This window comes from Paenibacillus shenyangensis (genome assembly GCF_000346635.1).
GTDB classification, from domain to species: Bacteria; Bacillota; Bacilli; order Paenibacillales; family Paenibacillaceae; genus Saccharibacillus; species Saccharibacillus dauci.
Genome location: NZ_AOIG01000019.1, coordinates 25,004 through 45,688, shown reverse-complemented (window position 1 = coordinate 45,688; position 20,685 = coordinate 25,004). Strand labels below are relative to the sequence as shown.

Genomic DNA, 20,685 nt, shown 5'->3' with positions numbered 1-20,685 from the left:
TAAGCAGGTAAACCTTTTATATGTAGTTCTTTTATAGAGCCAGGACAAAGAATGTGGACAAAGCCTGCGCCCAAGGGGTATTCCCAGATTCTCTGGAAATATCCCTTGTTATCTAAAAAGCTTGCCATGTGATGTCTATCGACAGTATACCAACGGGTTTGTCGGCAGGGCTCCAATGTGCTTGGGTCGCCATTTCCGGTTTGCGAAAACAAACGAGCGTCTTATAATACCCGAAAGCACGGCAAACCCCCGGTCTGGCGGAATGAATGCCACACCTATCCTTCTCCATATCAAAAAACATGCAGGTTCCAAAATTTCTCGGCTGCTTCTCCAGATCCATCCTGCTTTTTTTAGGCATGGATTTTACTTTCTTTTTGATTATTTTAAGCTCCTGCTCCGTCACGGGAACAGGTCCGCAGCACATTCCATTGCAGCCTTTGCATGGTAAATCTTCCATAATACTCTCCTTTCCAATCTGTAATAGGTGGGAGCGATTATATTGAAATAGGCTCGTGAGCATCATGATTATCGCTTACCAGGAGATATCAATCTACCTCAACAAAGTTATTTATATCAAAACCAACCAAAAAATACAAAGATTTCCTAAAGAGGTCACTTTCGCGATTTACCTTGTTCCCCTTTTCTCTTATTGATACAGCTGCTCGTAAAATATCCCTATCGTTTTACTTGCTCTTGCTTCAAATAATAAGGTAATAGGATTGGAAGCCTTTACACCAAGCAGTTGAAAATATAGTAGACTTTCTTTGTATAGACGGTACGCTTGTCATGAACACAGCGGCCGTCTTTTTGTATGCACTGGTAAGCGATCATGGTAAAAGGGTAATGGTAGAGAAGACTGAAGCAACAGAATAGGAGGCAAGTGTATGATAACTTTAAATTGGGCGATCGTCGGTACAGGAGAAATTGCACATGATTTTGCAGCCGCGATTCGTCAGGTGAATGGACGTGTATTCGCAGTGTGCTCCCGCCAAATGGATCGTTCCAGACAGTTTGCATCCGAATGCGGTGCCGAGCATGCCTACGATAATATAGATGAAATGCTGCGTAATTCTTCGATTGATATTGTATATATCGCTACCCCTCATAGTAACCATCATAGCTATGTCATGAAGTGTCTTCATGCGGACAAGCATGTTTTTTGTGAAAAGGCGATCACTGTTAACAGCGAAGAACTGAAGGAGATTCAGGCAGTGGCAGCAGAGAAAAAGTTGATCCTGGCGGAAGCCATGACGATATACCATATGCCGCTCTACGGGGAACTGCACAAGATTATAGATAGCGGTCGGTTGGGTGCTCTCAAGATGATCAATGTGTCTATGGGTGATCCCAAGGAATATGATCCGAAGAACCGTTTCTATAATCCTGAACTGGCCGGAGGAGCACTGTTGGATATGGGCGTATACGCGCTTTCTTTTGTACGCTGCTTTTTGTCGGGTCTGCTGGACCAGATCTTGACCAGTGTACAGAAGGCTGCTACCGGGGTCGATGAGCAATCAGCGACTATTCTGCGAACAAGCCGCAATGGGATGGCCAATGTATCCTTGTCGCTGAATACCTCGATTCCCCGTATCGGTACGATTGGGTGTGAGAAGGGATACATCGAGATCAAGGAGTTTTCCCGCGCGGACCAGGCGATTATTCATTACGCAGATGGTCAGACCGAGATGATTCAGAGTGGATCAACGGATCAGGCACTCGCATATGAAGTGGAATATATGAATCGCTGCGTTCAGGGAGAACAGACAGAGCGTACGATGAACCTGACGACAGATGTAATGGAGCTGATGACCCGTATTCGTGAAAAATGGGATATGCGTTATCCCTTTGAGCAAAAGCTCGCTTCTTCCAAGCCAGAAGAAAGCATGTAATAAAATATGTAATAAAATATGTAATCCTGAAGATGCTTTTCTTAAATAAAAATAATCCTGATTTTATTTTAATAAATACAACCACACCAAACTTGTATCATCAAAATCAACAACAATATTCCGGGAACAATCCAAAACAAAAAAAGCCTCTCATCCTTTAAAAGGATGAAAGGCTTTTTCTTGTGTGTAACGTCCCAGGAGGGATTCGAACCCCCGACCGACGGCTTAGAAGGCCGTTGCTCTATCCGGCTGAGCTACTGGGACAAATATTCAATATTTCAAGCGCAACAAAAATATAATATCATGAACCGAGTTGGAAGGCAAGCAAATTTTAATGAACTGCTGTCATACCGTTCCTCCACCAGTTAAAAGCACAAAAGAATACCGGCGTTCAAAAGCAAACTTCTCCTTAATAAACAATATAAGAATTACGCGGTCATCTGGTATCTACAGACGATACGGTTTATATACAATATAGGAGACAGCCTGGGTTTTTGAGCAGGAAGGAAGCTGTGCTATAATCATGAAATCACAGACGATGTGATGAATGTAGGAGGTGCCATTATTACGGATTCAACGAATTCACATACAGACAGCAATCGGAATGTAGTCCTGTTTCCCAAGACACTCGACTATTATCAGGTTGAATTAACCAATATGCTTGAGACAGAGCGCTATCATGAAGCCATTAGTCTGCTAGAGTTTTTGCTGCAGTGCCAGGGGCAGGATCAGCGTCAGCTGGAAGAATGGGAGTCGCTGCTCGGATGGCTGCGTACGACGTTCCCGGAGTCTTCCCATGACCATTTTGAGGGTCTGGATGCTTCAGAGGATGAAGAACCTGCTGCGAATAATGAACAGATTATGCGCGAACGTATCCGGCTCAAGCAGTCCGAAGACCGCTTATATGAAGAGAAGCTGCTCAAGACAGCGATGGAGCGTCCGGTATCAGAGCGTACGCTGCTGGCGCTTGAACAACTCTCATATCTGGATCAGCCGGATATCGAACAGCGTCTGATCGAATGGCTGCAGGAAGAGCATCAGATTCATCCATTGATTCAGTTTCGTGTTCTGCAGACGCTTCGCCGCCGTGGTTACCGCGGAACCGTCTCTTTTATGCATCAGCATGAACGGGTAGATGTTGAAGTGGAGACTGTGCCTCTTGATCCGACCGAGTTTCCACTGACCATCATCCAGATTCTGGAGCGGGTATCCGACAAGGCCGAGATCAGTGCGCCGAATCTGTTTTACTTTGCCCAAGAGCTGTGGACGCAGTTTATTATGAGCATCTATGGCACCCAGAATTATATCTGGATCACACGCGGTGATGATGCGGAGATTGATATCTGGGCAGCTGCCCTGCACCAGACGGTAGCAGAGACGCTCGAAGGCAGCAGCAACGAGGAAGAGACACGGAATATGTACGGAGTGACGGACAGCATCCGCTTCCGTTACGAACAGGCTTACCGCGCAATTCACCAGTTTGTATCCAGCCAGATGCCCCGCTAACCGCGGATGCATGATACCTCTGGATAGAGTGCAGAAACAAACTTGATAAAACATGAATTGTTGTATATACTATAGTGGTTATTCTGCACGTGAAATGTATACAATTTCAATAATCAATTCATGTTAATATTTTTTGGAGGGGAATTCTTGAAATGACAGCAAAATGGGAAAAAACAGAAAAGAACCTTGGCGTTCTTGAAGTAGAAGTATCTGCTGAGCGTGTAAGCGCAGCAATCGATAAAGCTTTTAATAAAGTAGGCAAAACAGTAAGTGTACCAGGTTTCCGTAAAGGTAAAGTACCACGGTCTATCTTCGAAGCACGTTTTGGCGTAGAGAGCCTGTACAATGATGCAATCGACATCCTGCTGCCGGAAGCATACTCCGAAGCAATCGATGAGACTGATATCTTCCCGGTTGACCGTCCTGAAATCGAAATCGAGCAGTTCGAAAAAGGCCAACCTTTCAAATTCAAAGCAAAAGTAACTGTAAAACCAGAAGTAAAACTGGGCGACTACAAAGGACTGGAAGTTCCAGTATCCAAAGTAGAAGTAACAGACGAAGACATCAATAGCGAGCTGGAGCGTCTGCAACAGCGTCACGCTGAACTGTCTGTTGTTGAAGAAGGCGCTGCTGAGAATGGCGACACAGTATCCATCGATTTCGAAGGATCTGTTGACGGTACTCCATTCGAAGGTGGACAAGCTGAGCGTTACTCTCTGGAGCTGGGTTCCAACTCCTTTATCCCGGGCTTTGAAGAGCAAGTAGTTGGTATGGCTACTGGCGACTTCAAAGATGTAACAGTTACTTTCCCTGAGGATTACCATGCAACTGAACTGGCTGGCAAAGAAGCTGTGTTCAAAGTAAAACTGCATGAAATCAAACGCAAAAACCTGCCTGAGCTGGATGATGAGTTTGCCAAAGACGTTAGCGAATTCGACACACTGGACGAATTCAAAGCGGATCTGAAAGAGCAAATCGCTTCCCGCAAAGAAAACGAAGTAAAAGCAGCCAAAGAAGCAGCAGTTGTAGAAAAAGCAGCTGAAAATGCTGAAATCGAAATCCCGGATGCTATGGTTAGCTCCGAGACCGACAACATGGTTCGCGACTTCGACAACCGTCTTCGTCAACAGGGCATGAACCTGGACATGTACTCCAGTTTCTCCGGCCAGACAACAGACGACCTGAAAGAGCAAATGAAAGAAGAAGCTTCCAAGCGTGTTCGTAATAACCTTGTTCTGGAGCAAATCGCAAAAGAAGAGAACATCGAAGTTTCTGAAGACGAAGTAACAGCTGAGCTGGAGAAAATGGCTTCCCAATTCCAACGCAGCGCAGAAGAAGTTCGCAGCATCCTGTCCGCGAACGGTTCTCTTGCAAGCCTGTCCGAAGAAATCAAACTGCGCAAAACAATTGAACTGCTGGTAGACAGCAGCAAAGAAGTAGAAGCAGCAGCTGAACAAGCGTAATTTCACAATTTCATAACCGCGTTGCATTTTTTGCAACCTTTTCCAATAAGGCACGTATTAATGACGTGCCTTATTTTCCTTATCCAAGCGTTTGGCACCATAAACGCGATAGGTTCTAGTCTAATAAAAAAGTGATTTTTGCACAGCAAAATATCTTGCCACCAGCGTTTGGCACCATAAACATGGGTACTATTGTATAATGAATGTTTTCCAAATATTCATCTTCGAAAAAATGACATGACGCAGTGTACATGTTAAAATAGAATCTGTATTCGTATTTTCGTACTAATATATATATCTGTCGTCATATTCCCCGAAAAGAAAGAGGTTGGTTCTATGAGTCTGGTACCTATGGTTGTTGAACAAACCAGTAGAGGCGAAAGATCTTATGATATCTATTCAAGATTGCTCAAGGACCGTATCATATTTTTAAATACGGCGATTGATGACCATGTAGCCAATCTTGTTATTGCACAATTATTATTCCTCGCTGCGGAAGATCCGGAAAAAGATATCCATTTGTATATCAATTCTCCCGGTGGTTCTGTCACAGCAGGGATGGGTATATACGATACAATGCAATTTGTTAAGCCTGATGTGTCCACCATCTGTATGGGTATGGCCGCAAGCATGGGCTCTCTGCTGCTTACAGCAGGTGCACCCGGCAAGCGTTTTGCGCTCCCAAACAGTGAAGTTATGATTCACCAACCACTTGGTGGAATCAGCGGACAAGCATCGGATATGAAAATTCACGCGGAATGGATTATCAAGACGCGTCAGAAGCTTAATCAGATTTATGTAGAGCGTACAGGCCAGTCGCTGGACAAAATTGAGCGTGATACGGACCGTGACTATTTCTTGGAAGCAGAAGAAGCCAAGGCATACGGATTGATCGATCAGGTTATTACTCGTCCGCTCACAAGCTAAGAAGGGGTGTAGACATGTTTAAATTCAATGATGAAAAAGGACAGCTTAAATGTTCTTTTTGCGGCAAATCACAGGATCAGGTCCGCAAGCTCGTAGCGGGTCCCGGTGTATATATATGTGATGAATGTATCGAACTGTGCACGGAGATTGTTGAGGAAGAGCTCGGTCACGAAGAAGAGCTGGATCTCAAGGATATCCCGAAACCACAGGAGATCCGTTCTATTCTTGACCAGTACGTTATCGGTCAGGATCAAGCGAAAAAATCCCTGTCTGTAGCGGTATATAACCACTACAAACGTGTGAATTCGCAAAGCAAGATCGAAGATGTTGAACTTCAAAAAAGTAACATTATGCTCGTAGGACCAACCGGTTCGGGTAAAACACTGCTGGCGCAAACAATGGCCCGCATTTTGAACGTGCCGTTCGCAATTGCAGATGCGACTTCCCTGACAGAAGCAGGTTATGTTGGTGAAGACGTTGAGAATATTCTGCTCAAACTGATCCAGGCTGCAGACTATGATGTGGAAAAAGCGGAACGCGGCATTATCTATATCGATGAAATCGATAAAGTAGCTCGTAAATCCGAGAATCCATCCATCACTCGTGATGTATCCGGTGAAGGTGTACAGCAAGCACTGCTCAAAATCCTGGAAGGTACTGTAGCTTCCGTTCCACCACAAGGCGGACGCAAGCATCCTCATCAGGAATTTATCCAAATCGATACGACCAATATCCTGTTTATCGTTGGTGGTGCATTTGATGGTCTGGAACAATACATCAAACGCCGGATCGGTAAAAAAGTAATTGGTTTTAATTCCGAAAATCAAGGTCAAAAAGAGCTGAAAGCTGGCGAATACCTGCGTATGGTACTGCCTGAGGATCTGCTCAAATTCGGTCTGATCCCGGAATTTGTAGGACGTCTGCCGGTTATCTCTGCTCTGGAACCTCTGGATGAAGAGACACTGGTACGTATCCTGTCCGAACCGAAAAATGCATTGACCAAACAGTATTCCAAAATGCTGGAAATGGACAATGTAGAACTGGTATTCGAACCGGATGCACTGCAAGCCATTGCCCGTGAAGCGATCAAACGTAACACTGGTGCCCGTGGTCTGCGTGCTATCATCGAAGGCATTATGCTGGATGTGATGTACGAAGTGCCGTCCCGTGACGATGTAACCAAATGTGTAATTACAGAACAGGTTGTGGAAAGCAAGGTTGTACCTGAGCTCCAGACCGGTAAAGACAAAAAGCAGGAAGAAAGCGCGTAATCAAAAGGAACGGATGACATTGGTAACTGTCTAATGTCATCCAGCCTGCTGACTTCCATGATGTATAAATCATATCGCGCCGGCCTTTTTCCTTATTTGCAGGATAAAGGCTGGTTTGCGGTTAAGCCCAAATGCAAGGGAGAAGAAACCATGTTTTTGAGAGAAAACACAAGACCTGTCAAAGTTGGAGATCTGACTATTGGAGGCAACAATGAAGTTCTGATCCAGAGTATGTGCACCACCAAGACAGCAGATGTGGAAGCGACGGTCGCTGAGATTCTGCGTCTCGAAGAAGCGGGTTGTCAGCTGGTGCGTGTAACGGTGAACAACGAAGAAGCGGCTGCTGCGATTAAAGAGATCAAAAAACGCATCAATATTCCGCTTGTTGCCGATATTCATTTTAACTACAAGCTTGCTCTGCTGGCGATCGAGAACGGTATCGACAAAGTGCGGATTAACCCGGGTAACATCGGTAAACGCGAAAAAGTCGAAGCGGTTGTTCGTGCCTGCAAAGAAAAAAATATCCCTATCCGTATCGGTGTAAATGCCGGTTCTCTGGAAAATCATCTGCTTGAGAAATACGGTTATCCAACACCGGAAGCGATGGTTGAAAGTGCACTGTTCCATATCGGTATTCTGGAAGAGCTGGATTTCCATGATATTATCGTATCGCTCAAAGCCTCGGATGTACCGATGGCAATTGCTGCCTATAGCAAAGCGGCAGAAGTTATCCCATACCCGCTTCACCTGGGTATTACTGAAGCAGGTACGCTGCATACGGGTACTATCAAGAGTTCTGCAGGTATAGGTGCTCTGCTGTCTAAGGGTATTGGATCGACAGTGCGTATTTCCCTGAGTGCAGATCCTGTAGAAGAAGTAAAAGTAGCTCGTGAGCTGCTCAAAACGTTTGGTCTAATTTCCAATGCGGCAACACTCGTATCCTGCCCAACCTGTGGTCGTCTGGATATTGATCTGTTCTCTATTGCCAATGAAGTGGAAGATTATATCTCTAAACTCAAAGTGCCGATCAAAGTATCCGTACTGGGCTGCGCAGTTAATGGTCCTGGTGAAGCCAAAGAAGCGGATATCGGTATTGCTGGTGCTCGTGGTGAAGGATTGCTGTTCCGTTATGGCAAAATGATCCGTAAAGTACCAGAAGCGGATATGGTTGTAGAACTCAAAAAGGAAATTGATGCTATCGTAGAAGCTTTTGAAGCGACCGGCAAGATTCCTGGACGTGAAGAGCGTCATACTCCTGTTGTACAGCCATAAGACAATCAGGTAGAGCACAAGTGTTTGCAAGACAGCTTGTGCATACAGGAACGTCATTTGTTCAGATGGGTACGTAACTGGAAAGTATATTTAAAAATATCAATTATCTGCAATTTTAAATTTTATATAAAAGGTAATACAGGCGTCAGGCAGACGTATAGCAAGTCTGTCGGTGCAGATCAAGATACTGATAGAAGGTAGTTGCTTCTGTCAGTATCTTTTTTTCAGTTTGGATTGCCGCTCATTGGTGTTTCGATGTGATATTTGTTAAACTAGGAATGATATAGGCAGTATAATATGCACGAATTACAGGAGGTACGAAAGCGATGGGACCACATAAAAACAAGGCGCGTCGTTTTCCTTTGCTGCCTTTAAGAGGACTGCTCGTGTATCCAAGCATGGTGCTCCATCTGGATGTAGGGCGGGATAAATCCGTGAAGGCCTTAGAAAAGGCGATGGTCGATGATAACCTGATTCTTCTCTGCTCCCAGTCGGAGGTTAATATTGAAGAACCGAGTCCGGATGAGATTTTCAAAATAGGTACAATTGCCAAGGTACGTCAGATGCTCAAGCTGCCCAATGGGACGATTCGGGTACTGGTAGAAGGTCTGGAACGTGCCGAAATAATTGAATATATGGACAATGAAGAGTATTACGAGGTACAGGCCAGAGAACTGACAGAGGAAGAGAATAATGATCCTGAGGTTCATGCCCTGATGCGCACGGTGCTGACCGAATTTGAACATTATATTAATCTATCCAAAAAAGTGACTCCCGAGACGATGGCTGCCGTATCCGATATTGAAGAGCCCGGCCGACTGGCAGATGTGATTACCAGCCACCTGGTGATCAAAATCAAGGACAAGCAGCATATCCTGGAAGCTGTAGATATACGTATGCGTCTGGAACGTCTGCTGGATATACTGCATAGTGAGCGTGAAGTGTTGGAGCTGGAACGCAAAATCAGCCAGCGCGTCAAAAAGCAAATGGAAAAAACACAGCGTGAATACTATCTGCGTGAGCAGATGAAGGCTATTCAGAAAGAGCTGGGAGAAAAAGAAGGCAGAGCCGGAGAAGCGGAAGAACTGCGTCAGCAGCTATCTGAATTGACAGTACCGGAGAAAGTCCAGGAGAAGATCGAAAAGGAAATTGATCGCTTGGAGAAAACACCTGCGAACTCAGCCGAAGGTGGCATTATCCGCAATTATCTGGATTGGCTGCTTAGTCTGCCATGGGATAAGCGTACAACCGATGATCTGGATCTGCATCATGCCGAGCAGATTCTGAATGAAGATCACTATGGTCTGGATAAGCCCAAAGAACGCGTACTTGAATATCTGGCTGTGCAAAAGCTGGTCAAAAAGCTCAAAGGACCAATTCTGTGTCTTGTTGGTCCACCAGGGGTAGGTAAAACTTCACTGGCACGCTCGATTGCCAAGTCGCTCGGACGCGAGTTTGTCCGCATCTCACTGGGCGGCGTACGCGATGAAGCGGAAATCCGTGGTCACCGCCGTACCTATGTTGGTGCGATGCCTGGTCGTATTATTCAGGGTATGCGCAATGCTGGCAGTATGAATCCGGTCTTTCTGCTGGATGAGATCGATAAAATGGCCTCCGATTTCCGCGGCGATCCGTCTGCGGCTCTGCTGGAAGTACTTGATCCCGAGCAAAACAATACGTTTAGTGACCATTTCGTAGAGGTACCGTTTGACCTGTCCAATGTGATGTTCGTGACCACAGCGAATAGTGTACAGAGTATTCCTCGTCCACTACTTGATCGGATGGAGATGCTCTATATTCCCGGCTACACGGAACTGGAGAAGCTGCAGATCGGTAGACAGTACCTGCTGCCCAAACAGACCGAGGAGCATGGTCTGACAGCAGAACAGCTGGAAGTCGGCGAAGATTCACTGCTTAAGGTGGTGCGCGAATATACCCGGGAATCGGGTGTGCGTAACCTTGAACAGCAAATCGCTGCATTATGCCGCAAGGCTGCACGCGCCATCGTCTCCGATGAACTGGAAAAGGTAACGATTACTCCGGATGATATCAAGGATTATCTTGGTGTACCGAAGTTCCGCTATGGACTGGTGGAGAAAGAAGACCAGATCGGCAGTGTGACCGGACTGGCATGGACTGAAGTAGGCGGTGAGACGCTAACGATTGAAGTCACAGTGGTGCCCGGCAGCGGCAAACTGATGCTGACCGGTAAGCTCGGTGATGTCATGAAGGAATCCGCCCAGGCGGCATTCAGCTATACCCGCTCCAAAGCAGGCGAGCTGGATATCCCGACAGACTTCTACGAGAAAAATGATATTCATATCCATATTCCCGAAGGCGCTATTCCCAAAGATGGTCCTTCGGCAGGGATTACGATCGCAACAGCCCTTATCTCTGCGCTGACCGGACGTTATGTGTCCAAGGAAGTTGCAATGACCGGCGAGATTACTTTGCGCGGCAGAGTACTACCTATCGGCGGTCTCAAAGAGAAGACGCTGGCAGCACACCGTGCGGGTTACAAGAAAATTCTGCTGCCGCAGGATAATGAGCGCGATCTAAAGGATATTCCCGATAGTATCAAGGAAGAATTGACTTTTGTCCCGGTAGCAACCATGGATCAGGTGCTGGAGCATGCTCTGGTGCGTGAGACAACACTGCATTAACAAATAATACCGGTGACAGTGCCTATTCGAATAGATGTAAATTACTCTAGTAGTAACTGTGTCATACAGAAAGATGGCGCTAGTCATCCGATATAGCGGCATCGCTCCCAGACAGCGGCGAGCGATGCCGCTTTTTGCATTAGAATCTAATCCGCTGTAGTTGGGGACTGTGAGATTCTAAGCTTCTGAGCTTCTAATATCATTAATCCTGACCTTTTGCCGTAAAAGGCTTCTTGCTTCTTAATTGGTAGGCTCTAGCTGAAGTAGCAGATTAAGAAGGCCTGCAAGCGTGCAAAAGATGATATACTAGGCTAGAAGCGAATCGGGTCGGTAGGCAAGCTGCAAGATACGAAGGTAACGGGCACATTTGTGATACGGCCGTCAGCGCACGCTAACAGAGCTTCATCACACGTCGTTCATTTTATTTTATATACGAAAGGGATTTCTAACTTATGAAAGTAAACAACGCAGAATTTATTATCAGTGCTGTACGTCCGGATCAGTATCCGGAAGATGGTCTGCCGGAGATCGCTCTGGCCGGACGCTCGAATGTAGGCAAGTCCTCAATGACCAACCGTCTGATTAACCGTAAAAATCTGGCACGTACCAGTGCAACTCCCGGCAAAACGCAGCATCTGAACTACTATCTGATCAATGAAATGCTGTATTTCGTCGATTTCCCTGGTTACGGCTATGCCAAAGTATCCAAAAGCCAGCGGGAAGCCTGGGGCAAAATGATCGAAAGATACCTGCTGGAGCGCGAGCCGCTGAAGCTGGTAATCCTCGTGATCGATCTGCGTCATGCTCCGTCCAAAGACGATATTATGATGTATGACTGGCTCAAGTATTACGATTGCAATATCTGTATCGTAGCGACCAAAGCCGATAAAATCCCGCGCAGCAAGTGGGACAAACACATCAAAGTCGTCAAAACAGATCTGGGCTTTGTACCGGAAGATGACTTTGTATTGTTTTCATCAGAGACCGGGCTGGGTAAGGATGAATTATGGTCCATCATCGAACGTCATGCCTTTGCCCCCGATGAAGACGAGTTGGAAGAGGAAGAATCAGAATCTCTATCTACGAGCGAAGAAAGCAGCAACCACCACGAACGTGAAGAAGATGATATTCCTTCCCAGTAAGCCATAAACTCATAGATTAACCCGCAAAACAAGGTATTTAGCGAGGAAAATGGAGCATCAAGGGCGTTCTCTCGTTCTTTACAGCGATTAATCCGTTTTTCTCTGAAATATGATGAAAATTGTTGACCCGGGTGGCAGGCAATACCGTTCATGATTGATGTATAATAATGAATATATTGGAATGCCAATAGAATTGAGGAGATTTTTATGGCTCAGCGGTTAGCCACAGAGTATATCAAAGCCAGTTTACAGTTGTCGAAAGAGCAAATGTCCCAGTTTATCCACTATGCCGAAGACCCCCATGTCCATCACCGGGTAAAAATACTCGATAATGGTATTCAGGAAGTGGTATTTGGTACCCGTAATGGTGATGAAGTTCATTTACCTTTTGACCTCAAAGAAGGAAGCTATGTCTGTGAGTTGTCTTTCCGCTTGGTAAACCCGCATTTAACAAATATGATTCGTAAATTGTTTGTTGCCTTTAAGGGCTCAGGCATTGTGAACCGCATCTACAAAGGATTCACAATGATATATGATTATGAACAGGGTGTTGTGCAGAGGATCACCGAGCATACGGCAGAAGGCGAGAAATTGATCTACCAGCAGAAAAATGCTTCGCTGGAGCTCAAGAATCGCCTGCAATCCACATCGATTGAGACGGACATCGAACTGGTCCGCCGGATTGTGGATCAGTTGCTGGATCAGCGTAATGCTTCCGCAGGTCCCTACGAGGATATTGACCGGGAATTGCAGCTTCAGGCAAGACGGCTATTTAGCCTGGAAGCTTGAATAGGAACCAACATATCCTAACATGCATATCGACCATTCATCGTTATTAGATGGATGGTCTTTTATTATATTTATGCACGAAAATGTATAAGGAATCACCGCTGGTTGGGCAGCTGCCAGATTGGGTAAACTCGCATAAAGCCGGGCTTTTTCATGGACTTACTCATCCCACAAAAATATTCGAAAAAAGCTTGCAATTCGTGTCGATAGATGTTATTTTTAATCTCGTTGAAAATAACATAGGAACCAGGATTCACTCAGGACATGGTAATGTTGCGAGAGATTATTCCCTCGGGAAGTGAATGACGTAGGTCCTAGCGGATGAAATTTCCAAACATTTTATTCCTAGGAAGGGGGAACCGGAAGATGGAATACTCAACTTTCGGAAGACACGTTGCTGTTGATACTTGGGGTGTAGATTTTGATTTGCTGAACAGTGCAGAATATTTGCAGGCTCAGATGGTTGAAGCAGCTGAGGCTTGCGGTGCAACCGTAATGTCTGTTCAATCCAAACAATTTGAACCACAAGGGGCGACAGTGCTTGTTTTGTTGTCGGAGAGTCACCTCTCGATTCACACGTATCCTGAGAGAGGATTCGCGGCTATTGACTGTTATACCTGCGGAGAAACCGTAGATCCACAATTGGCGATCGACTACCTGGTGTCCGTTCTAAAGCCTGAAAAAACGTATGCCAAAAAACTGGTTCGTGGTCTTGGAGAATTGCAAGTCGAGACTCCAGTAATGCAATCCAGCGAACTGATTAATCGATAATAAGGCTTTGCTTTAAACGGGCAAAGAATGAAAATGAATACCGCACGAACGAAAGGCATCTGGTACTGTGTATCAGATGCCTTTTTATATGTATGGATTTTTGGCTGCAACCTATGCAGAATTGGTTAAAGAAATAGAAGAATATCACCGACATAATACAGTAGGTAAAATAATGTACATGATATCGGCTATATAACCATGAATTTAATTAAATAATGCATGAAGATATGTCGGGATTTCATAAACATTTCATAAAGACGGCGAAATTGCCCTTTTTGCTGTGATATAATTAACGTATTGTGAAGAACGAAAATGATAAGTTACAATTTTTAGACTAGGTGGGTGAACTTGCAATGCACATTATTGTTGTCGGACTCAACTACCGCACAGCACCGGTTGAAGTAAGAGAACGGTTTGCCATTGCGGATGAAGAATTACCGGAAGCTCTCCGGCAGCTTAAGGATACCAAAAGTGTATTGGAAGGCACCATTGTAGCAACTTGCAACCGTACGGAAATCTATGTTGTACTGGACCGTCTGCATATGTGTGGACACTTTATCCGCGGCTTTATGGAGCAGTGGTTTGGTATTTCCCGTCAGGAATTTACGCAGCATTTATATATATATGAAGATGAGCAGGCCATTGACCATCTGTTCCGGGTAACCTGTGGACTGGATTCCATGGTACTCGGCGAGACCCAGATTCTGGGACAGGTCAAACGATCTTTCCAGCTGGCTCAGGAAAACAAAGCGACGGGCACATGGTTTAATAGGTTGTTTAAGCAAGCTGTTACGCTTGGCAAACGTGCGCATGCAGAGACGATGATCGGCGAGAGTGCCGTATCGGTCAGCTATGCTGCAGTGGAGCTGGGTAAACGTATTTTTGGTGCTTTCCATAACAAGGTTATTATGATTCTAGGCGCAGGCAAAATGAGTGAATTGACAGTCAAGCATCTGTACGCGAACGGAGCGGCAGAAGTGATTGTAGCGAACCGTACACTGGGACGGGCTCAGGAGCTGGCTCACAAATTTAATGGTACACCATGCACGATGGAAGAAGCCGTTCATCGTCTGCATGAAGTAGATATTCTGATCAGCTCGACAGGCGCACAGGGCTACGTACTGGATCCGGGTATGATCAGAGAAAGCATGAAGCAGCGCAAATCGCGTCCGCTCTTTATGATTGACATCGCGGTTCCGCGTGATCTGGACCCGGCCATTGGCGAAATCAGCAATGTATTCCTGTATGATATTGATGATCTGGAAGGCATTGTAGAGAGCAATATGGCGATGCGCCGTGCCGAAGCGATCAAGATTGAACGCATGATTCGCGAAGAGATGGAAGTGTTCCAGCAGTGGCTGAAAACACTCGGTGTCAGACCGGTAATCCGCGCTCTTCAGGAGCGTGGTGCACGTATTCATGAAGAGACACTGGAAAGCCTGTTCAACAAGCTCCCAGAGCTGGATGAAAGACAGCGTAAAGTAATCAGCCGTCTGACCAAAAGTATTGTCAATCAAATGAATCACGAGCCGATTAACCGGGTCAAGGAAATGGCTGCCGAGAAAAATGGCGCAGAGACCGTGGAATTGTTCACGCGTTTGTTCGCACTTGAAGAACAGACACAGTCTCTTACCGAATCAACTAGTGTAAGCAAGCCTGCTTCCGAGCGGACTTCTATGCCATCCCATTCACCGGTTGCTGAAGGAAACATGGCATCCTTTGCTCCCGCAATTTTATAGGCAGGTGATTTGCTTTGACGCTGTTTAACCTGTTATACGATATTATTATTTATTTATACGCCCTGAGCCTTCTGTTTTATTTCTCGGATTGCATACGTCGCAATCCGAGGGCGAAGCGGACGGGCACAGGGTTTCTTGTTTTGGTATTTATTATCCAATTGGCGAGTATTACGATTCGCACCGTAGAAGAGAAGACGCTGCCGCTGTTTTCAACGTATGATTTTTTCTTTTTCCTTACGTTTATTTTAATATTGATTTCCTTTTTTATCGAGAGGGTACTCAAGACTGATTATGCCGTATTGCTGTTAAATGTAATCGGCTTTTGTGCTATGGTTCAGAATCGATTGCATTCCCCCGGTGAAGGGGCACTGCCCTCGGGCTGGGATACGGTGCATGGTTTATTGATCCTGCATGTAGCGCTGGCTAATCTGAGCTTTGCCTTTTATACGGTAGCAGCGGTTTTTGCGGCTATGTATTTGTTTTTGCACCGCAAACTCAAGCAGAAAAAATGGGATAATACCGTACGCCGGCTGCCAAGCCTGGAGAGTATGGAGCGCTATACATACACTTCCATGCTTATCGGTACACCACTGCTAATCGTATCACTGATTGTGGCATTAATGTCCATTTTTGCAGAAGGACGCTACATGCTGCTATTGGATCTCAAAGTAGTCTTTACACTGCTTGCTTTATGTGTGTATATTGCCTATTTTGCCACGCGTCATATGCGCAATTATTCGGCTGTAGTTATGGCTCGCTGGGCGATTGCTGGCTATGTCGTATTTATTCTTAATTTTGTTGCCAATACATGGTCGGCGTTTCACCAGTGGGTGGGCGTATGAGTGATGTTGTTCCTTACGTTCCTGTAATGCTGGATTGTAGAAATCAGCATTGCCTGATTGTGGGAGGCGGTAGGGTAGCGGAGCGCAAAGCGCGCAACCTGCTGCGCGGCGGCGCGGTCATCACAGTAATCAGCCCCATATTAACTACTGAATTGCAGGAACTGGTCCAATTGAGCCAGATTCACTGGATTGCACGTCATTATGAGTCTGGTGATATCTCTGGTTCTGCAGAATTGCAACATAACGGAACAAAGCGTTATTTTCTTATTCATGCGGCAACAGTAGATGCGCAGGTTAATCGTCAGGTAGCAGAAGAAGCACGATTTGCAGGTATTCCTGTGAATGTAGCAGATCATCACGAATCCAGTACATTTATTAATCCAATGGTTATTCGCCGTGGGCGTCTGATTGCTTCGATTACAACTTCGGGAGCGGGACCTGTGGTAGGACGCCGTTTGGCTGGCGAGCTGGAGCAGCATTTTGGCGAGGAATATGAGACGTATATTGAATTTCTTTATTATTTGCGCCACCGGATCAAGCAAGCGGTTCAGGACCCGGCAGAACGCAGGCGATTGCTGGAACGAGCTTCAGAGCTGGATATACTGGAGGAGATTCGGCAGGAACAGTTTTGCTGGTGGGAAGAACCTCGGATTGAAGAGTGGATCGCACAACATCGGGGAGAGATAACCTAATGCGCAAAATAATCGTAGGAAGCCGGCAAAGTGCTCTGGCACTGACCCAGACCGGACACGTTATAGATGCTTTGACAGAGCTGGGCAGACAGCATGGAATAGAAGTGGAATTTGAAATCAAAAAAATCGTGACCAAAGGTGATCAGATCCTAGATGTGACTCTCTCCAAAGTCGGTGGTAAAGGATTGTTCGTTAAGGAAATCGAACAGGCGTTGCTAAATGGCGAGATCGATATGGCTGTTCACAGTATGAAGGATATGCCTTCTGTACTGCCAGATGGACTGGTCAATGGAGCGATTCCCAAACGGGTCGATCCACGCGACTGCCTGATTACCCGCAGCGGCGGTGGATTGGATGAACTGCCGATTGGTGCCAAACTCGGCACCAGCAGTCTGCGCCGTGCAAGTCAGCTCAAAGCCTATCGTCCCGATCTGCAGATCGAATCGATTCGCGGAAATATCGATTCACGGCTGCGCAAGCTGGAGAGCGAAGGATTTGATGCTATCATGCTGGCAGCTGCCGGATTGGACCGGATGGGCTGGTCGGACCGGATTAGCGCTTATCTGCCTGCAGATATTTGTCTGCCCGCTGTAGGGCAGGGAGCACTTGGCGTGGAATGCCGTGCAGATGACGAGCATATGCTGCAGCTGCTCTCTTTGTATAACGATGATTTGACTGCACTTACTGTGACGGCGGAACGTACGTTTCTGGCCAAGCTGAATGGCGGCTGTCAGGTACCGATTGGTGCTTATGCCGTACGCTTGCTGACACCGGATTCTCAAGCGGATCAAAACGTTATACAATTGACGGGAATGGTTGCTTCACCGGATGGCAGTATCATACTGAAAGAAACGCTGCAGGGCACTCATCCCGTAGAACTTGGGCTTGCTGTAGCGGATCAGTTAATTCTTCGTGGAGCAGATCAGATTCTGGAAGAAGTTAGGGGATGAAGGAATGACCGGCAAAGTGTATCTGGTGGGCGCAGGGCCCGGAGCTTTAAAGCTGATTACGCTGCGTGGTTGGGAATGCATCGGACTGGCCGATGCGGTCGTATACGACCGTCTGGCAAGTCCGCGGCTGCTGAAGCAGGCCAAACCGGGAGCGGAAAAGATCTACGTGGGCAAGCTACCTGACCGTCATACGATGAAGCAGGAAGAGATCAATCAGCTGCTCGTCGATCTGGCATTACAGGGCAAAACCGTCGTTCGTCTCAAAGGTGGCGATCCGACGATTTTCGGCAGAGTAGCCGAAGAAGCAGATCTTCTGCGTCAGCATGGAATAGAGTACGAGATCGTGCCGGGTATTAGCTCCTCTATTGCTGTACCGGCTTATGCAGGCATTCCGGTAACCCACCGGGACCATGCTTCTTCCGTATCGATTATTACCGGGCATGAGAGTCCGGACAAGCTGGATGAGAGCATTCACTGGGATAAGGTGACTAACGCTACTGGAACACTTGTCTTTATGATGGGTGTAGCCAAGATCGGTTACATCAGTGAGCAGCTCATTCGCCATGGACGACCGGAAGATACACCTGTAGCGCTTGTTCGCTGGGGAACAAGGGCTGAGCAGGATACACTTGTAGGCACACTCAAGGATATTGCCGATCGGGTAACGGCTGCCAATTTCAAGCCACCAGCTGTTATTGTTGTCGGCGAAGTGGTTAATCAACGTGAGCATCTGAAATGGGCAGAACGGTTGCCGTTGTTCGGTAAACGGATTCTGGTCACGCGTGCACGCAGTCAGGCAAGTGAACTGGTTGACCGTATCGATGAACTGGGTGGAGAGCCGTATGAATATCCGGTGATCGAGACCGTGATGCCTGCTGCCGAATCTGCCAAGCAGCAGATTACTCAGGCATTTTCTCAGCTGTCCAAGTATGACTGGGTATTTTTCACCAGTGTAAATGGTGTCGATTACTTTTTCCGTCATCTGGAAGAGCAGGGACGGGATATACGATCCTTGCATAAGGCTCGGCTCGTAGCTGTCGGACCGGCAACGCTTGCTGCCCTGCGTAGTCATGGTCTGACGGCAGTGGCTCTGCCGGAGAAGTTCCATGCAGAGGGCATGCTGGAAAGTCTGAACGGTCAGCTGGAAGCGGGACAATGCGTTCTGCTGCCACGCGGTGATCTGGCACGCTCTTGGCTTCCGGATACGCTAAGACAGATGCAGCTGGACGTTACCGAAGTGGATACGTATGAGACGGTTATGGTAGACGAGGATGATATCGAACTACGCAAGCTGTTTGAAGAAAAGGCGATCCATGCTGTTACCTTTACCAGCTCATCGACAGTCACGAATCTGCTGGCGGCTATGCGCAAAATGGGCTTTGATAATCCCGTGGATACCTTGCAGCATTCGGTAATTGCCTGTATCGGACCGCAGACAGCCCTTACGGCTGAACAAGCAGGACTGAAGGTAGGGCTGATGGCCGAGCAGTCTACGCTGGATGGATTGATTGATATTTTGTGCCGCTGGAATGCGGGGAGTGTATCTCTCCAGTCCCAATAATGAATGATCGACATATCGTATGCCGACCACCGCTTGAGCAGGTCGGCTTTATTTTATAAACAAGAGAGGAAGTATTATTATGAGTCAAGCTTTTACACGTCATCGTCGTCTACGCAAAACTGCAGCGATCCGCAGTATGGTTCGCGAAACCCGGCTGCACAGAACGGATTTTATCCAGCCGGTGTTTGTTACGTATGGAACGAATGTAAAACAGGAAATCTCCTCTATGCCGGGTGTATATAATTTCTCAATGGATCGTATTGGCGAAGAGATCCAGGAAATCGTAGAGCTGGGCATTCCGGCTGTTATGGTATTTGGTGTACCCGAGACCAAGGACAGTGTTGGTAGCGGAGCGTATTCAGAGCAAGGTATTGTGCAGCAGGCTATTCGTTATATCAAGGACAATTATCCTCAGCTTGTAGTAATCGCTGATACCTGTCTATGTGAATTTACCGATCATGGCCACTGTGGCGTCGTACATGCTCATGAGATCGATGGTCATATTCATGCGGATGTAGATAATGATGAATCGCTGGAACTGCTGGCGCAAACGGCTGTATCCCAGGCACAGGCTGGAGCGGATATTATCGCGCCTTCCAATATGATGGACGGATTTGTGTATGCGATTCGTGCAGCACTGGATGATGCAGGATTCCAGGACATTCCGATTATGTCCTACGCGGTTAAATATGCTTCCGCATTCTACGGTCCATTCCGTGAAGCTGCTCAATCCGCACCACAATTCGGTGATCGCAAGTCCTATCAAATGGATCCTGCCAATGTACGTGAAGCACTGCGTGAAGCAGAGAGCGATGTACAGGAAGGTGCAGATATGCTGATGGTCAAACCATCACTTGCTTATATGGATGTACTGCGCGCAGTACGCGAGAATTTTGATCTGCCGCTGGTTGCCTACAATGTCAGTGGTGAATATGCGATGGTCAAAGCGGCTGCACAGCAGGGCTGGATCGACGAGCGTGGTATCGTAACCGAGATGATGCTGGGCTTCAAACGTGCCGGAGCAGACATGATCATTACGTATTTCTCCAAAGATGTAGCACGCTGGCTGCGTGAGGAATAAGATAACTTCGGATTGTTCATTCGGGATTGCGAATGAGCCGAACGGGTAAATATACGGAACAGGGAAAATGAATACAGCTAGCGGTGAACGGGTCTGTCCACTCATCGTTCATCTGTTTCATTGAATA

The 20,685-nt window shown here is 46.7% G+C and carries 17 protein-coding genes and 1 tRNA gene; 16 read left to right on the top strand and 2 right to left on the bottom strand.

Annotation, left to right across the window (positions count from 1 at the left end):
- Positions 1–112: 112 nt before the first annotated feature.
- A complete protein-coding gene (locus H065_RS0116020) occupies positions 113–457 on the bottom strand; it encodes a YkgJ family cysteine cluster protein (RefSeq protein ID WP_017814099.1) in 345 nt (114 codons plus the stop codon).
- 427 nt (positions 458–884) lie between these two features.
- Between H065_RS0116020 and H065_RS0116010 the strand changes: the two genes are divergently transcribed.
- Positions 885–1,889: a Gfo/Idh/MocA family protein gene (locus tag H065_RS0116010; protein ID WP_017814097.1), complete on the top strand. Its 1,005-nt coding sequence runs from the start codon at positions 885–887 to the stop codon at positions 1,887–1,889.
- Positions 1,890–2,079: 190 nt separating this feature from the next.
- On the opposite strand, the gene H065_RS0116005 is transcribed toward H065_RS0116010, so the two are convergent.
- Positions 2,080–2,153: transfer RNA gene (locus H065_RS0116005), tRNA-Arg, on the bottom strand.
- Between the two features lie 279 nt (positions 2,154–2,432).
- Between H065_RS0116005 and H065_RS0116000 the strand changes: the two genes are divergently transcribed.
- The 15 genes from H065_RS0116000 (at position 2,433) to hemB (ending at position 20,558) form a co-directional block, all read left to right on the top strand.
- Entirely contained in the window at positions 2,433–3,395 is a 963-nt protein-coding gene (locus tag H065_RS0116000; protein WP_017814096.1) for a hypothetical protein, read from the top strand.
- Positions 3,396–3,547: 152 nt separating this feature from the next.
- Positions 3,548–4,858, top strand: coding sequence for a trigger factor (gene tig / locus H065_RS0115995; protein WP_017814095.1), 1,311 nt, complete (start codon positions 3,548–3,550; stop codon positions 4,856–4,858).
- Positions 4,859–5,194: 336 nt separating this feature from the next.
- Positions 5,195–5,785 carry an ATP-dependent Clp endopeptidase proteolytic subunit ClpP gene (clpP, locus tag H065_RS0115990; protein ID WP_017814094.1) on the top strand — a complete coding sequence of 197 codons (591 nt, stop codon included), beginning with the start codon at positions 5,195–5,197 and terminating at the stop codon, positions 5,783–5,785.
- A gap of 14 nt (positions 5,786–5,799) precedes the next feature.
- Complete coding sequence (clpX, locus tag H065_RS0115985; protein ID WP_017814093.1) at positions 5,800–7,056, top strand: ATP-dependent protease ATP-binding subunit ClpX; 1,257 nt, start codon at positions 5,800–5,802, stop codon at positions 7,054–7,056.
- 150 nt (positions 7,057–7,206) lie between these two features.
- On the top strand, positions 7,207–8,328 hold the full coding sequence (gene ispG / locus H065_RS0115980) for a flavodoxin-dependent (E)-4-hydroxy-3-methylbut-2-enyl-diphosphate synthase (protein WP_026136285.1): 1,122 nt from the start codon (positions 7,207–7,209) through the stop codon (positions 8,326–8,328).
- 326 nt (positions 8,329–8,654) lie between these two features.
- On the top strand, positions 8,655–10,991 hold the full coding sequence (gene lon, locus H065_RS0115975; RefSeq protein ID WP_017814091.1) for an endopeptidase La: 2,337 nt from the start codon (positions 8,655–8,657) through the stop codon (positions 10,989–10,991).
- A gap of 452 nt (positions 10,992–11,443) precedes the next feature.
- Complete coding sequence (gene yihA, locus H065_RS0115970) at positions 11,444–12,133, top strand: ribosome biogenesis GTP-binding protein YihA/YsxC (protein WP_017814090.1); 690 nt, start codon at positions 11,444–11,446, stop codon at positions 12,131–12,133.
- Between the two features lie 207 nt (positions 12,134–12,340).
- Entirely contained in the window at positions 12,341–12,922 is a 582-nt protein-coding gene (locus tag H065_RS0115965; protein WP_017814089.1) for a hypothetical protein, read from the top strand.
- Positions 12,923–13,288: 366 nt separating this feature from the next.
- Positions 13,289–13,693, top strand: a complete 405-nt coding sequence (gene speD / locus H065_RS0115960; protein WP_017814088.1) for an adenosylmethionine decarboxylase — start codon at positions 13,289–13,291, stop codon at positions 13,691–13,693.
- Positions 13,694–14,046: 353 nt separating this feature from the next.
- A complete protein-coding gene (gene hemA, locus H065_RS0115955) occupies positions 14,047–15,432 on the top strand; it encodes a glutamyl-tRNA reductase (protein ID WP_017814087.1) in 1,386 nt (461 codons plus the stop codon).
- A gap of 14 nt (positions 15,433–15,446) precedes the next feature.
- On the top strand, positions 15,447–16,274 hold the full coding sequence (locus H065_RS0115950; RefSeq protein ID WP_026136284.1) for a cytochrome C assembly family protein: 828 nt from the start codon (positions 15,447–15,449) through the stop codon (positions 16,272–16,274).
- Positions 16,271–16,966: a precorrin-2 dehydrogenase/sirohydrochlorin ferrochelatase family protein gene (locus H065_RS0115945; RefSeq protein ID WP_017814085.1), complete on the top strand. Its 696-nt coding sequence runs from the start codon at positions 16,271–16,273 to the stop codon at positions 16,964–16,966. The genes H065_RS0115950 and H065_RS0115945 overlap by 4 nt, the downstream gene beginning before the upstream one ends.
- Complete coding sequence (gene hemC / locus H065_RS0115940; RefSeq protein ID WP_017814084.1) at positions 16,966–17,916, top strand: hydroxymethylbilane synthase; 951 nt, start codon at positions 16,966–16,968, stop codon at positions 17,914–17,916. The genes H065_RS0115945 and hemC overlap by 1 nt, the downstream gene beginning before the upstream one ends.
- A 4-nt stretch (positions 17,917–17,920) precedes the next feature.
- Positions 17,921–19,477 carry a uroporphyrinogen-III C-methyltransferase gene (gene cobA / locus H065_RS0115935; protein ID WP_017814083.1) on the top strand — a complete coding sequence of 519 codons (1,557 nt, stop codon included), beginning with the start codon at positions 17,921–17,923 and terminating at the stop codon, positions 19,475–19,477.
- A gap of 79 nt (positions 19,478–19,556) precedes the next feature.
- A complete protein-coding gene (gene hemB / locus H065_RS0115930; RefSeq protein ID WP_017814082.1) occupies positions 19,557–20,558 on the top strand; it encodes a porphobilinogen synthase in 1,002 nt (333 codons plus the stop codon).
- Positions 20,559–20,685 lie beyond the last annotated feature (127 nt).